This window comes from Microbacterium sp. LRZ72 (genome assembly GCF_033792225.1).
Lineage (GTDB): Bacteria > Actinomycetota > Actinomycetes > Actinomycetales > Microbacteriaceae > Microbacterium.
In genome coordinates, this window is record NZ_JANGEX010000007.1 from 23,360 (window position 1) to 38,386 (window position 15,027).

Here is a 15,027-nt window from a genome sequence, read left to right on the forward strand (position 1 = left end):
CCCCGGGGGTGCGGCGACGGTCTGCGGCATCAGGGCGCCGCGGCGCTCTGCGTGCTGCCTCCCATCCGGACTCGCGTGGGCCTGCCACGCATCACCGTCGGTCCCGGAATTCCACCGGGTCGACCACGCCGCCCCCCTCTCGAGAGGGACCGCGCAGCTCGCGGACTGTCACCGCCGGTTCGGATTCTCACCGACCCCGGAGCACGTTGTGTCTGTGCCGAGTGTAGCAACGCATGCGGGCGGATCATTCCCGGACGGGCGTGCCCGGCGTGGGTGCTGCCGCGCCGATGTCGATGCGCGCGATTAGGGTTGAGCAGAGGGGGTGCGAGATGCCGGACGATGGCGGAGCGGTGGCGGCCGCGGCATCCGCCCTGTTCGAACGCCCGCATGCCGACGTGCTCATCATCGGCGGCGGGATCAACGGGCTCGCCACGTTCCGTGACCTCGCCCTCCAGGGTGTCGATGTCGCGCTCGTCGAGCGGAGAGACATCGCCGTGGGTGCGACGGCGGCGTCGTCCCACATGATCCACGGCGGCGTGCGCTACCTCGAGAACGGTGAATTCCGGCTGGTGCACGAAGCCGTCACGGAGCGCAACGACCTGCTGCGCACGGCCGCGCACTACGTGCGCCCGCTGCGCACGACGATCCCGATCTTCACGACGTTCAGTGGCCTGTTCAGCGCGCCCCTGCGCTTCCTGCGCCACGGCGCGGGACGCCGCACCGAGCGCGGGGCGCTGCTGATCAAGCTGGGCCTGACGATCTATGATGCGTTCTCGCGCGGCCGGGGACGCGTGCCCCGTCACACGTTCCGCGGACGCCGGCGCTCGCTGCGCGCGCTGCCCCGGCTCAACCCCCGGGTGGAGTACACCGCGACGTACTGGGACGCCTCGTTGCGCGACCCGGAGCGCCTCGCGCTCGACGTGCTCACCGACGCACTCGAGGCCGGCCCGCACGCGCGCGCCGCCACGTACGTGGAGGCGGTGGAGAGCAGGGCGGGACGCATCGTGCTGCGGGACGTGCGCGATGGGCGGGAGTGCGAGTTCGCGGCATCCGTCGTCGTCAACGCCAGCGGCCCGTGGACCGATCTGACCAATGTCGGGCTCGGTGTGCCGAGCCGCCTGGTGGGCGGGACGAAGGGCTCGCATATCGTGCTCGACCACCCGGAGCTGCTCGAGGCGACCGGCGGTCGCGAGCTGTTCTTCGAGCACCGCGACGGCCGCGTCGTGCTGATCTATCCCCTGAAGGGTCGCGTTCTGGTCGGCACGACCGACATCGAGCACGACATGCGCGAGCCGATCGTCTGCACCGACGAAGAAGTGGCGTACTTCTTCGACCTGATCGGCCATGTCTTCCCCGGCATCCCCGTGGATGCCGGCCAGATCGTGCATCGCTTCGCCGGAGTGCGCCCCCTGCCGGGGCACGGCGACGTCGCGCCGGGATACGTCTCGCGCGACTACCGCATCGAGCGGGGTGCCCTGCCCGGCGGAGCCGGCGTCGTGCTGCTGAGTCTCGTCGGCGGCAAGTGGACGACGTTCCGGGCGCTCGGGGAGCGGCTGTCGAACGTGGTGCTCGCCGAGCTCGGGGTCGCGCGCCGCACCGGCACACGGGGACTCGCGATCGGCGGCGGCCGCGGCTTTCCGCGCGGCCAGCGCGCTCGTGAGCGCTGGCTCGACATGCACACGCACGGGGTGGACCGCGCCCGTGCCCGCGTGCTGCTGGAGCGCTACGGCACGCGCGCCGTCGCCGTGATGGCGCGCATGCGCGACGATGCCGACGATCGGCCGCTCACGAGCGCCCCGACCTACTCCACCGGCGAGCTCCGCCATCTGGCGCGGACCGAGCTCATCTGGCACCTCGACGACGTGCTGCTGCGCCGCACGAGCCTCGCATTCACGGGGCAGGCGAACGAGGCGGTCGCGCGCGAGGTCGCGGATGTCGTCGCGGGAGTGCTGGGCTGGGATACGAGGCGCATCGAGGACGAGGTGCGCCGCGCGCTCGAGATGATCGACCCCGGGCAGGTTCGGACGGAGGAGGCGACGTGGCCGACCACGTGATCGCCGTCGACCAGGGGACCACGTCCACGCGCGCCATCGTGTTCGATCGCGAGGGGGCGATCGTGGGCTCCGCGCAGCGGGAGCACACGCAGATCCTCCCGCGCGCCGGGTGGGTCGAGCACGACCCGGTCGAGATCTGGACGAACACGGAGTGGGTGCTGCAGGCCGCCGCATCGTCGGCATCCCTTCCCCTGGCGCGCATCGGGGCGATCGGCATCACCAACCAGCGCGAGACGGCGATCGTCTGGGACCGGCGCACGGGGCGCCCGGTGCACAACGCCATCGTGTGGCAGGACACGCGCACGCAGCAGCTGATCGACGACCTGGCCGCCGACGGGGGCGCGGACCGCTTCGCCCGGCGGACGGGCCTGCCCCTGGCGACGTACTTCTCGGCGTCGAAGATCCGGTGGATCCTCGATCACGTCCCGGGCGCGCGCGAGGGCGCGGAGGCCGGGCACCTGGCGTTCGGCACCCCCGACACATGGCTGATCTGGAACCTGACGGGCGACCGCCGGGGCGGACGGCACGTGACCGACGTCACGAACGCCAGCCGCACGCTGCTGATGGACCTCGAGACGCTCGACTGGTCCGACGAGATGCTCGGCGTCTTCGGCATCCCGCGGTCGATGATGCCCGAGATCGTGTCGTCCGTCGGAGTGCTCGGCGAGGTCTCGGCGCCCGGTGCGCTGCGGGGCGTGCCGATCGCGGGGATCCTCGGCGACCAGCAGGCGGCGACCTTCGGGCAGGCGGCGTTCGAGGCGGGGCAGACCAAGAACACCTATGGCACCGGCAACTTCCTGCTCGTCGGCACCGGCGCCGAGATCGTCCACTCCCAGCATGGACTGATCACGACGGTGGCCTACCGGTTCGATGGTGAACCTGCGCGGTACGCGCTCGAGGGATCCATCGCGGTCACCGGCTCCCTGGTGCAGTGGCTGCGCGACAACCTCGGCATGTTCGCGGAGTCGCACGACGTGCAGCGCCTGGCGGAGTCGGTCGACGACAGCGGCGGGGCGTACTTCGTTCCGGCGTTCTCGGGTCTGTTCGCGCCGCACTGGCGACCCGACGCCCGCGGAGCGCTGCTGGGGCTGACCCGCTTCGTCACCAAGGCGCACATCGCGCGCGCGGCGCTCGAGGCGACGGCCTTCCAGACCCTCGATGTCATCGAGGCGGCCTGCGCCGACACGGGTGACGAACTCGACGAGCTGCGGGTCGACGGCGGCATGACGCGCAACGGGCTGCTGATGCAGTTCCAGGCCGACATCCTCGGCATCCCCGTCGTGCGTCCGCGCATCATCGAGACGACGGCGCTCGGCGCCGCCTACGCGGCCGGCCTCGCCACCGGGGTCTGGAGCGGGCTCGGGGAGCTGCGCGAGCACTGGCGCGAAGACGTGCGGTGGATGCCGCGCATGGACCCCGGCGAGCGTGACCGTCGCGTGCGGCTGTGGCGCAAGGCCGTCGAGCGGTCGCTCGACTGGGTCGACGACGACGTGCGGGCGCTGTAGGCCCGGCCCGGGCTACTTCAGCAGCCGCGACATCCGCCGGTCGGCGAGGATCTTGCCGCCGGTCTGACAGGTGGGGCAGTACTCGAGGGAGTTGTCGGCGAAGAACACGCTGCGCACGGTGTCGCCGCAGACGGGGCACGGTTGCCCGCGGCGGCCGTGCACCCGCATCCCGCGGCGTTTGGCGTCCTTGAGCTCGGCGGGAGGAGCTCCCGCGGCGGCCCGGAGCGCCTCGTCGAGCGTGGTGTGCAGGGCGGCGTGGAGCGCATCGACGTCGTCGGGGGAGAGGGATGCGGCGAGCGCGTAGGGCGAGAGCCGGGCGGCGTGCAGGATCTCGTCGGAGTAGGCGTTGCCGATGCCCGCGATGATCGACTGGTCGCGCAACACGCCCTTGATCTGCGTGCGCCGGCCGGCGAGGATCTGCGCGAGGGCATCGCGGGTGAAGTCGGCGTCGAGGGGTTCCGGCCCCAGGCGTGCGATCCCCGGCACATCGGAGACGCTGCGGACGACCGAGACGGCGAGCGACTTCTTGGTGCCCGCCTCGGTCAGGTCGAAGCCGCAGCCGTCGTCGAGACCGATGCGCATCGCGATCGGGCCGCGCCCCGGCTTCGGCGGGGCGGTCGGCACCTGCTCGTACCAGCGCAGCCAGCCGGCCTTGGCCAGGTGGAAGACGAGGTGGATGTTCGAGCCGGCGGCGTCGCGGCATCCGATGTCGACGAACTTGCCGTGCCTGCGCACGCTGTCGATCCGGCTGCCGACGAGGGCCTGCACGGGCGGCTCGAACGTCTTCAGCGCCGCGATCTGCACCACGCTCGCGCGCGTGATCGTCCGGCCGGCCGCGCGCTCGGCGAGGAACGCGACGAGCCCCTGCACCTCGGGCATCTCGGGCATGCGTTCCGTCTAACCCGCCGAGTCCTGTTGCGTCGCCCGCAGCAGCGCACGGACGCCCTGGGTGAGTGCACGCAGGTCATCGATGGCGATGCGATTCAGTGGCGTGCGCCGGAGCTCCGGCCGCCCGGCCAGCAGTCGCTGCACCGTTTCGCGCCCGAGAGGCGTCGCCGTGACGCGGCGGACTCGTTGGTCCCGCGGGTCGAGGATGCGACCGATCATCTCTTGTGATTCGAGTCGATCGACGATGCCCGACATCGTCGCCAGTGACACGCCGATCGTCTTGGCAAGCGCCTGAACCGTGCTGCCTTCGGGCTCCGTCATGACGATCGCGAGCACTTTGAGCTGCTGCATCGTGAGGTTGAGGGTGAGCATCGGCTCGATGATCTCGGGGACGAAGGAGTTCTCCAGGTCGTTCTGGATCTTCAGCAGTTCATCGAGTAGCGATGCGCGCTCGGCCTCCTCGTTGGTGTCCACGCTCTTGAGATTAGCCTCATGCGTCGCCGCGGGGATGGGATTCTGATGCGTAGCATTGCGCTAAGCTTTGCGTGAGGCAAAGTATCTCGCCGGGCGCGTCCGCCCTTTCCCTTCGTCGACTCAACGGTGGTGTTCCTTGTTCCGTCTTGCCCGATTCAGCTTGGCCAATCGCACGCTGGTCGCGCTGATCACCCTCCTGATCGCCGCGTTCGGGGTCTTCTCGATGACTCAGCTCAAGCAGGAGCTCATCCCCTCCCTCGAGCTTCCGCAGACCACGGTCGTCACCGTCGTCCCCGGCGCCAGCCCCGAAGTCGTCGACCAACAGGTGAGCGTGCCGATCTCGCAGGCGATCACCGACATGGGCGATGTCGAGCAGGTGGTTGCCACGTCCTCCTCCGGCATGTCGATGGTCTCGGTCGCGTATGCCTATGGCACGGACGCCGACGAGTTCCGCACGTCGGTGGAGCAGGCGCTGGACGGGCTCTCCGCGGGTCTGCCGAGCGATGCCGAGCCCAACCTCGTTGCGGGCAGCACCGCGGACATCCCGGTCATCTTCATGACGGCGTCGTCTGCCGATGAGGACTTGACAGCCCTCTCGGCGACGCTCTCGGACACTGTCGTGCCGCGCTTGGAAGCCATCGAGGGAGTCCGCTCGGCCGCGGTCTCAGGCGGCGCCGTCGAGCGCGTCGTGATCACGCCTGATGCGGCTGCGCTCGCGCAGAGCGGCCTCAGCCCGCAGGCGATCTCCCAGACGCTCGAGGCGAACGGCATGACGCTGCCGTTGGGTTCGGTGACGGATGACGGTTCGCTCGTGCCGGTGCAGGGCGGCACGCCGGTAGACTCTGCCGGAGATATCGCTTCACTGCCCATGGCCAGCCAGACGCAGCCGGGAGCGGTGGTGACGATCGGTGACGTCGCCGATGTCGCGCTCGTCACCGAGGACCAGACGTCCATCACGCGTATGAACGGCGATCAGGCGCTGTCGATCTCCATCACCGCAGCGCAGGGTGGCGACGTCGTGGCGATCTCGCACGCTGTGGCCGACGCCATCTCCGAGCTGACCGATGAAGTCGCGGGACTCGAGCTGACTGTCGTATTCGACCAGGCGCCGTTCATCGAAGAGTCGATCCAGCATCTGGCTGTCGAAGGGCTCCTCGGTCTGCTGTTCGCGATCGTCGTCATCCTGGTCTTCTTGCTGTCGCTGCGCTCGACGATCGTGACCGCGATCTCGATTCCGCTGTCAGTTCTGGTGACCTTCATCGGTCTGAACCTCGGCGGCTACTCACTGAACATGCTCACCCTCGGCGCTCTCACGATCGCCATTGGGCGCGTGGTGGATGACTCGATCGTCGTGATCGAGAACATCAAACGACACCTCTCGTACGGAGAGGAGAAGGTGCGTGCGATCCTCGCGGGCGTTCGAGAGGTCGCGGGCGCCATCACATCTTCGACGCTCACCACCGTGGCCGTGTTCCTGCCCATCGCACTCGTCGGCGGCATCGTCGGAGAACTCTTCGCGCCGTTTGCCCTGACAGTCACGATCGCCATGCTCTCGTCGCTGCTGGTGGCACTGACGATCGTCCCCGTGCTGTCCTACTGGTTCCTGCATCAGCCGAAGGACGTCGCCGACCCTGAGGCCGTGCGCGTGGCTGCGGAAGAGAAGGAGCACAAGACGTGGTTGCAGCGCGGCTACAAGCCGATTCTGCGCGGCACCCAGAAGCATCCGGTCATCACGCTGGTGGCATCCGGTCTGCTGCTGGTCATCACTGTCTCGCTCGTGCCGCTGCTGAAGGTGGACTTCCTCGGCAGCACCGGGCAGAACATGGTCATGGTCACCCAGAGCTTCCCGAGCGGCTCTGACCTCGAGACGGTCTCGGACGGCGCCCGCGACGTCGAGGACACCTTGCTGGAGGTGGGCGGGGTCGAGGACGTCATGCTCATGGCCGGCTCGAGCGGCGGAGGCGGGGGCGACTTCTCCGCTCTTCTCGGCGGGGGCGGCGGCACCGCGACGTTCATCGTGAACACCGATCCCGAGGCGGATCAGTCGGCGCTGCAGGAAGAGATCCGAACGCAACTCGCCGAGATCGATGGCCCCGGCGAGGTCAGTCTCAGTGATGCCACGGCGATGGGCGCCGGTGTCGGCGGCTCGGTGGACGTGGTGGTCAGCGCCCAGAACGAGAGCGACTTGGCTGCGGCGACCGACGAGGTCTACGCGGCACTCGAGGGGACGCCGGACACGACCGAGGTGACCAGCGACCTCGCCCCTGCACAGCCGATCGTGCAGATCTCGGTCGATCGCGACGTCGCCCTGGAGAGAGGTCTCACCGAGATCCAGCTGCTCGGCACGGTAGGTGCCATCCTGTCCCCCCAGAGCGTCGGGAACGTGACGATAGACGATGAGGAGTACAGCATATTCATCGACGACGCACCCGCTCCGCAGACGGTCGACGAACTCGCGGACCTGCCGGTCCCGACCGCTGCCGGCCCGGTGCCGTTGACCGACCTCGCCACGGTCGAGGAGGTCACGGTGCCCACCTCGCTCACCCGTCAGGACGGCGACCTCGTCGCCACCGTCTCGGTCACCCCCGCCGAAGGGAATCTCGGGGCGGTGACCACCGAGGTCGAAGAGCGCATCGACGACCTCGACATGCCGTCCGGCACGAGTGCGACGATCGGCGGCCTCGCCGAGACTCAGCAGGAGTCGTTCCAGCAGCTTGGCCTGGCCATGCTCGTTGCCGTCGCGATCGTGTTCTTGCTGCTCGTCGCGACCTTCCGATCGCTCGCGCAGCCGCTCATCCTGCTCGTATCGATCCCGTTCGCTGCCACCGGTGCGATCGCTCTCCTGTTGGCCACCGGCCGTCCGCTGGGCATCTCGGCGCTCATCGGCATGCTGATGCTCATCGGCATCGTGGTCACGAACGCGATCGTGCTCATCGACCTGGTCAACCAGTATCGCGGGCAAGGTCAGAGCGTCCGCGACGCCGTGTTCAACGGTGCTCGACAGCGTCTTCGCCCCATCCTGATGACGGCTCTTGCGACGATCTTCGCGCTCATCCCGATGGCGCTCGGCGTCACCGGTTCGAGTGGGTTCATCAGCCAGGACCTTGCGATCGTCGTCATCGGCGGATTGATATCGTCGACGGCGCTCACGCTCGTGCTGGTGCCGGTGTTGTACCTGCTTTTCGAGGGAGGCCGCGAGCGCCGGGCCGGGAAGCGCACGGGCGGCACCGTTGGTGCAGCGGATGCGGCGGAGGAGTCGTTGCAGCGCGACCACGCGCCGACGCGCCGGGAGCCGCGCACGAGCTGAGGATGTGAGGCGGTGGGGCGGGTTCTCTGCCAAGGGGAGGTCGAATGCCGCAGCGCGGAGGATTCGGGGCGGATTCATCCTCGACTGGGCAGTCATCCTCCTCTCGGCAGGCTTGCTGCCGCCAGGTGCCGCGGTCAGCGCCGACGGAGCAGCCCCATCCTGTCGTAGACGTCGGAGAGCGTGGTCTCGGCGACCTCGGCTGCGTGGTCGGCGTTCGCCCCGAGCACCCGGTCGAGCTCGGCGGGGTCGTCGAGCAGTTCCAGGGCGCGCGCCCGCACGGGCTCGAACTCCGAGACGAGGACCTCGGCCAGCCCCTTCTTGAAGTCGCCATAGCCGCGCCCGGCGTACTCGTCCTCGATCGCCGGGATCTGCCGCCCGGACAGCGCGGCGTAGATCACCAGCAGATTCGACACTCCGGGCTTGGCCTCGCGGTCGTAGCGCACGCTGCCCTCGCTGTCGGTGACGGCGCGCATGATCTTCTTCGCGCTCGCCGAGGGATCATCGAGCAGCCAGAGCACGCCGGCATCCGACTCGGCGGACTTGGACATCTTGGCGAGCGGATTCTGCAGGTCGTAGATGCGGGCCGTGTCCTGCTGGATCACGGGCATCGGCACGCGGAACGTGTCGCCGAAGCGCGAGTTGAACCGCTCGGCGAGCACGCGGGTCAGCTCGATGTGCTGCTTCTGGTCGTCGCCGACGGGCACCACCGCCGTCTGATAGAGCAGGATGTCGGCGGCCATCAGCACCGGGTAGGTGAACAGGCCGACCGAGGTGGCGTCCTGGCCGTACCGCTGGGACTTGTCCTTGAACTGCGTCATCCGGCCCGCCTCGCCGAAGCCGGTGAGGGTGCCGAGGATCCAAGCGAGCTCGGCGTGCGCGGAGACGTGCGATTGCACGTAGAGGGTGGACTTGGCCGGCTCGATGCCGGCGGCGATGTACTGCGCCGCAGTGCGGCGGGTCTTCTCCCGCAGCTCGCTCGGGTCGTTCGGCTGCGTGATGGCGTGCAGGTCGACGACCGAGAAGAACGCGTCGTAGGATTCCTGCAGATCGCGCCACTGCATCAGGGCCCCGATGTAGTTGCCGATCTGAAGGGAGTCGGCCGAGGGCTGCATTCCGGAGTACAGGCGCGCTTTGGTCACTGAACAATCCTAGGGTCGCGCCGGCCGAGGCCCCTCACTCGAAGGGAGCCACGGCCACGGGCGCGGCGGCACCGATGTACGCGACGATCTGGTGCCCACCGGGGTTGGTCTGCACCGCCGCGGTCTTCCAGTTGTTCGTCGTCCACACGTTGCCGGAGGGATCGACGGTGATGCCCGTGCTTCGCTGCAGTCCGTCGAAGGAATAGCCCGTGTCTTCGGGCGAGATCGCATCGCCGGTCTGCAGTCCGCGCGGGCACGTGTCGGCGTTCACGCCGCAGAAGTGCGAGATGCGCTGCTCCTCGAAGTTCGCCGCCCACACGTTGCCGTCGCCGTCCGTGGCGATGCCCCAGGGGAGGGTCAGCCCGCCGCCGGTGTAGGGCTCGCTCACCGTGGTTCCGTCGGGCGAGATCATGACGACCGAGGGCGTGCCGCGACCGTCGGCGACACGTTCCGGGCAGGGCAGCGTGATGCCGCCGGAGTTGGAGATCCAGACATTCCCGTCCGCGTCGACCGCTGCGCCCATCGGGCGGTCGAACGAGCCCGTCAGGGGAGAGCCCTCGATCGGCGTGCCATCGCGTTCGGCGACGGCGACCGTGCTGTTCACCGTTCCCGTGACGAAGATGCGCTCGCCGTTGTCGACGACGTCGAACGGCTGCTCGAGTCCCATGCTGCCGAGGTTGACGCCCTGTTCGGGGTCGCCCTCGGGGTACAGCGAGACGGTGTCGTTTCCGCAGTTGGCGATCCAGACGCCGCCGTCGCCGGCCACTTCGATGCCCTGCGGCCACGACAGGTCGCCCTCGGTGTAGCCGGTGTCGGACGAGATCGCGGTGCCGTCGTAGGCGAACAGCGACATGCTGTTGTGCGGCGGCTGCTCGTCGTCGGGGCATCCGGGCGCGGGCGCGGCGAAGCCGAAGTTGCTGAGCCAGATGTCTCCGGTCGCGTCGAACTCGATGCCGTAACCCGATCCGCTCAGGCCTCCGCCGGAGTAGGTCTCGAGCAGCTCGCCGGTGGGCGAGAACTTGAACATCTGATCGCTGCCGCACACCGGGGTCTGAGGATCGGCGTTGTATTCGTAGTTGTTGTTGACCCAGATGTTGCCCTCGGGGTCGATCGCGAAGTTGCCGGGGCCAGCGAGCTGGTCGCCACCGCCGTCGAACAGCAGCGTGAGCGTCCATGCCGCCGGCGCGGCCGACAGGCCGGGACGGTCGCCGGCCTCGGCGGCGGCGATCTCGAACAGCGCCTCCGGGTCCGCGCTCGGGTCGCGCGCGATTGCGGCGAACGTCTGCAGCGCGTCCGCACCGGCATCCACTCCGGCGGCGTCGGTGAGCCGGGAGCAGTTCTCGTCATCGACGATGCAGGCTCCGAGCATGTCGGTGAGCGAGGTGAAGGCAGGAAGGGTCGAGGTCTCGTTGCCGTTGGGCGCCGTGGTCAGCACGTCGCCGTAGTCGCCGGATGCGGGGTCGGCGAGGGTCGCGGCCATCGCGGCGGCGTTGTCGAGTCCGGGGGACGGGCCGGTGATCCCCTCGGCCTCGACGAACTGCGCGAGCGCGTAGGCCGCCGCGACCGTCGTGCGTTCGTTGAGGGTCACCTTCGACGTCTGGGAGAGGTCCGCGACGGCCACCGCGAGCGTCGCGTCGCCGGACGAGCTCTCGGCCGTGAGGTAGGCGACCGACTCGCCCGCGTCGGCGACGTCGATGCTGAAAGCACCGTCGTCATCGGCGGACGCCTCCGCCACCACCTCGGGTTCGCCTTCGCCCGCCTGCCAGGCCGTGACCGTCCAATCCGCAGAGGATGCACCCTCGGTCACGGGGGCGACGCTGCCGGTGATCGTTCGCGTCTCGGCATCGGGTGAGGAGGAGCCGGTGCATGCCGCGAGCGTGATCGCCAGCCCGGCGATCAGCGCGAGAGGAAGGACGTGGGGACTGGTTCGCATGCGATCTCCTGCATCGAAGACAGCCGACCCTCCGCCGACCAGTGCCGAGCCTATCGGGGCCGGGTATCAGCTTCGCAACTCGTAGTCGACGACGACCGGTGCGTGGTCGCTCCATCGGGTATCCCATGACGGCGCACGATCGACCCGGTAGGCCTCGGCGCATGCACCGAGCTCCGGGCTGGCGAGGTGATAGTCGATGCGCCACCCGGTGTCGGTGTCGAACGCCTTGCCGCGGTTCGACCACCACGTGTACGGACCATCCACATCGCCGTGCGCTCGTCGTCCCACATCGACCCACCCCAACCCGGTGCCGGTCGAGCCGTCGACACACGTGACGGCGGCCGCCTCGGCGCCCGTGAACCGATCGAAGTAGGCGCGCTCGCGCGGCAGGAAGCCGGACTTCTTGCGATTGCCGCGCCAGTTGCGGATGTCGATTTCGCGGTGGCCGACGTTCAGATCGCCGGTGATGACCGTCAGCGGCACCTCGGTGCGCATCACCGGCATCCGCGCTTCCATCGCATCGAGGAACGCCCACTTCGCGTCCTGTTTCGGGGTGTCGGCCTCGCCGGTGTGCACGTACGCGCTGACGACCCGCACCGTCTGCCCATCGAGGCGGTAGTCGGCCTCGATCCATCGGCCGGCCGAGTCGAGGGCGTCGTCGCCGAAGTCCGTGCGCCAGTGGGTCGGAGCGCTTCTGCTGGCGATGGCGACGCCCGAACGGCCCTTCCTCGCGGACTCGTCGTTGACGATGTGCCATCCGGGCAGCGCCTCGGCCAGGTGCGCGGCCTCCGCGCGCACCTCCTGCAGCGTCAGGACGTCGACGTCGGCGGCCTCGAGCCAGTCGTGCATGCCCTTGCGGACGGCAGCGCGGATGCCGTTGACGTTGACCGATGCGATGCGGATGGTGCGGGGCATGCGCGCCAGCGTATCCGTGGCCGACGACACGACGCGAAACGCCTCGAACGAGGACGCCGTCCGAGGCTAGTCGAGGAAGCCGCGCACCCGCGGTTCCGGGGGAGCGGCGGCCTCGACGCGCGCCAGCCGCTCCTCGGCTTCGGTCACCCGCCGAGCAGCGACCCAGCGTCGATACCAGGGGGCAGCGGCGAGAGCCTGGCGTTCGTCACGCAGACGGATGCGAGCGGCCACGAGCAGCGCCCGGTGCTCCTCGCGGAGGCGTTCCTCCTCGCTCACGTGGGCGAGCGCCAGATCGCGGTCGGTCGCGGCGACCGCGATCCAGGCGCCGGCGACGAGCACGACGATGCCGTTGAGGCGGAACCAGAGCAGGAACCCGATCAGCACCGCGAAGGTCGTCAGCAGCGGATTGGAGGGGGTGTAGCTCAGCAGCAGCCCGGCGCCCAGCTGGAGCACGACGATGGCCGCGCCGCCGAGCAGCGACCCGGGCCAGATGCGGCGCCACGACAGCGCGGCTCCGGAGAGGAACCGGAACATGCCCGCCAGCGCGGCGGCGTTGATCGCGAAGGCGACGAGCGGGGAGGACACGCGCACGATGTTCTGCGAGACGCCTCCCGCCAGCTCCACGCCGAAGATGGCGAACACGGAATCGAGCGCCCACGTGGCGATGCTGCCCACGGCGGCGCCGAGAAGCAGGGCAGCGCCGAACAGTACGGCCGCGAGCAGATCCCGGGCCTTCAGCAGCACGTAGGCGCGGGTGTCGAACGGCAGGCCGAAGATGTCGCGCACGGCGCGGCGGGCGAAGGTGATGAAGCCGATGGCCGTCCAGACGACGATCACCAGCGCGATGGCGCCGGTGACGCCGAGAGTGCCGACGCTGTCGGCGGCCACCGCCTCGACCTGGTCCTCGGTGACGAGCCCGCCGTCGCCGATCAGGTTCGGGATGTATCCGTTGATGACGTCGATGAGAGTGTCGATGGCCGCCGTGCTCGCCCCGAGCCACAGCCCGACGGAGACGAAGGTCAGATACAGCACGCCGAAGATCGCGAACAGCGACTGATAGCTCACGCCCGCCGCGAGCAGAAACCCGTTGTGCCGCAGAAAGTGCCGCCAGACGCGGATCGGGAACCACGCGAGCGTACGACGCGTGATGCGGGTCGCTCTCTCGACCGGCTCCTCGAAACGTTCCCGCAACGACTCCTGCGCGAGCTCCCAGCGGTTGCGGGCATCCGCTTCGGCGGCCTCCTGCCCGGGAAGGGGCCCGCCGCTGCTGCTCACCGCTCCAGGGTACCGATCAGCGCCGGCGACCCGAGGCGGTCACGGTCGAGGGCCGAGCGAAGTCCGTCACCACCGCGCCGGGGGAGACCAGCACCGACGCGGGCTCCGACGCCGCCAGTCCCTCGAAGCCCGCCGCCTCGAGCAGGTCGTCATCGAGCGACAGCAGCCGGCCGCGCTGCAAGGGCCACGGGGAGTGGATGTTGCGCCCGTAGATGGTGCGTCCGCGCACGGCCTCGTGAAAGCCCCACCGCGCGGTCAGGTGGTGCGCGAGCGGCGTGTCGTCGGCCTCACCGAGCCCCCGCACCGAGAATCGGGTGCCCACCCGGCCGCCGGTATGGCGCACGGATCGATAGCGCCAGGTGTCGCCCCGTCGGACCGCCGCCACACGCGACCACGTGTAGGGGAGGCCGTAGAGGGCGTTGGCCGCGAGGACGGGGAGCAGCCGGTCCGCGTCCAGCGAGAGGAACACGACGCCGCGCTCGTCGTTGTCGTCGATCGAGTACAGCCGCACGTTGATCTCGGCGAACGTGCCGAGCACGGGCACCGGCGGCAACGGCAGGAAGCGGTGTCCGGACAGCATGAAGCCGATCAGGCCGACCCAGCTCGATCCGTCGAAGACATCGGGCCGCGTGCCGGGCGGCAGCATCGGGGCCACGCGAGCGGGCTCGACGCGCCAGTGCAGGAACGAGACCTCGCCCCACTGCTGCCGGATGATCGCCCGGCCGGGAAGCGGGGGCGCCTCGGCATCCCGCGCTGTCACCGACCGCGCAGGACGGCCTGCTTGACCTCGGCGATCGCCTGCGTGACCTGGATGCCGCGGGGGCACGCCTCGGTGCAGTTGAAGGTCGTGCGGCACCGCCACACGCCCTCCTTGTCGTTGAGGATGTCGAGCCGCGCGTCGCCGGCGTCGTCGCGCGAATCGAAGATGAACCGGTGCGCGTTGACGATGGCCGCCGGCCCGAAGTACTGGCCGTCGGTCCAGAAGACGGGGCACGACGACGTGCATGCCGCGCAGAGGATGCACTTGGTCGTGTCGTCGAAGACCTCGCGATCGACGATCGACTGCACGCGCTCCTTGCCCGGCTCGGGCGCGGAGCTGGAGATCAGGAACGGCTGCACCTCGCGGTACGACGCGAAGAACGGCTCCATGTCGACGATGAGGTCCTTCTCGAGGGGCAGGCCCTTGATCGCCTCGACGTAGATCGGCTGCGAGATGTCGAGATCCTTGATCAGGGTCTTGCAGGCGAGCCGGTTGCGGCCGTTGATGCGCATCGCGTCCGACCCGCAGATGCCGTGCGCGCACGAGCGGCGGAACGACAGGGAGCCGTCGACGTCCCACTTGATCTTGTGGAGCGCGTCGAGGACGCGGTCGGTGGAGAACAGCTCGACGTCGTAGTCGACCCAGCGCGGCTCCTCATCGACCTCCGGGTCGAACCGGCGCACGATGAAGGTCACGAGGAAGGCCTGGATGCCGGTGTCGGCAGCGGTGTCCTCGGCGGGTCCGGAGTCGGTGTGCTCGAGCGTCGTGGACGCCATT

At 69.4% G+C, this 15,027-nt stretch carries 11 protein-coding genes; 3 read left to right on the forward strand and 8 right to left on the reverse strand.

Annotated features, from left to right (window positions below; translation table 11 throughout):
* The first annotated feature begins 329 nt into the window (after positions 1–329).
* Positions 330–2,054: a glycerol-3-phosphate dehydrogenase/oxidase gene (locus tag M4I32_RS09120; protein WP_319034174.1), complete on the forward strand. Its 1,725-nt coding sequence runs from the start codon at positions 330–332 to the stop codon at positions 2,052–2,054.
* Complete coding sequence (gene glpK / locus M4I32_RS09125; protein ID WP_319034175.1) at positions 2,039–3,559, forward strand: glycerol kinase GlpK; 1,521 nt, start codon at positions 2,039–2,041, stop codon at positions 3,557–3,559. Before M4I32_RS09120 ends, glpK begins: the two co-directional genes overlap by 16 nt.
* Positions 3,560–3,571: 12 nt before the next feature.
* Here the strand turns inward: glpK and M4I32_RS09130 are convergent, their stop codons facing one another.
* Both M4I32_RS09130 and M4I32_RS09135 read right to left on the reverse strand, forming a co-directional pair.
* On the reverse strand, positions 3,572–4,447 hold the full coding sequence (locus tag M4I32_RS09130) for an Fpg/Nei family DNA glycosylase (RefSeq protein ID WP_319034176.1): 876 nt from the start codon (positions 4,445–4,447) through the stop codon (positions 3,572–3,574).
* 9 nt (positions 4,448–4,456) lie between these two features.
* Complete coding sequence (locus M4I32_RS09135; protein WP_319034177.1) at positions 4,457–4,921, reverse strand: MarR family winged helix-turn-helix transcriptional regulator; 465 nt, start codon at positions 4,919–4,921, stop codon at positions 4,457–4,459.
* 160 nt (positions 4,922–5,081) lie between these two features.
* Between M4I32_RS09135 and M4I32_RS09140 the strand changes: the two genes are divergently transcribed.
* On the forward strand, positions 5,082–8,228 hold the full coding sequence (locus M4I32_RS09140) for an efflux RND transporter permease subunit (protein WP_319034178.1): 3,147 nt from the start codon (positions 5,082–5,084) through the stop codon (positions 8,226–8,228).
* A 134-nt stretch (positions 8,229–8,362) separates the two neighbouring features.
* Here M4I32_RS09140 and trpS read toward each other — a convergent pair whose 3' ends face one another.
* The 6 genes from trpS to M4I32_RS09170 all read right to left on the reverse strand — a co-directional run bounded on the left by trpS (position 8,363) and on the right by M4I32_RS09170 (position 15,026).
* Positions 8,363–9,367 carry a tryptophan--tRNA ligase gene (gene trpS, locus M4I32_RS09145; RefSeq protein WP_319034179.1) on the reverse strand — a complete coding sequence of 335 codons (1,005 nt, stop codon included), beginning with the start codon at positions 9,365–9,367 and terminating at the stop codon, positions 8,363–8,365.
* Positions 9,368–9,401: 34 nt separating this feature from the next.
* Entirely contained in the window at positions 9,402–11,300 is a 1,899-nt protein-coding gene (locus tag M4I32_RS09150) for an NHL repeat-containing protein (protein ID WP_319034180.1), read from the reverse strand.
* Between the two features lie 66 nt (positions 11,301–11,366).
* On the reverse strand, positions 11,367–12,215 hold the full coding sequence (locus M4I32_RS09155; protein ID WP_319034181.1) for an exodeoxyribonuclease III: 849 nt from the start codon (positions 12,213–12,215) through the stop codon (positions 11,367–11,369).
* Between the two features lie 66 nt (positions 12,216–12,281).
* Positions 12,282–13,490: a YihY/virulence factor BrkB family protein gene (locus M4I32_RS09160; RefSeq protein ID WP_319034182.1), complete on the reverse strand. Its 1,209-nt coding sequence runs from the start codon at positions 13,488–13,490 to the stop codon at positions 12,282–12,284.
* Positions 13,491–13,506: 16 nt separating this feature from the next.
* Complete coding sequence (locus M4I32_RS09165) at positions 13,507–14,250, reverse strand: DUF2071 domain-containing protein (RefSeq protein WP_319034183.1); 744 nt, start codon at positions 14,248–14,250, stop codon at positions 13,507–13,509.
* Positions 14,247–15,026, reverse strand: coding sequence for a succinate dehydrogenase iron-sulfur subunit (locus M4I32_RS09170; protein ID WP_319034184.1), 780 nt, complete (start codon positions 15,024–15,026; stop codon positions 14,247–14,249). Before M4I32_RS09170 ends, M4I32_RS09165 begins: the two co-directional genes overlap by 4 nt.
* Position 15,027 lies beyond the last annotated feature (1 nt).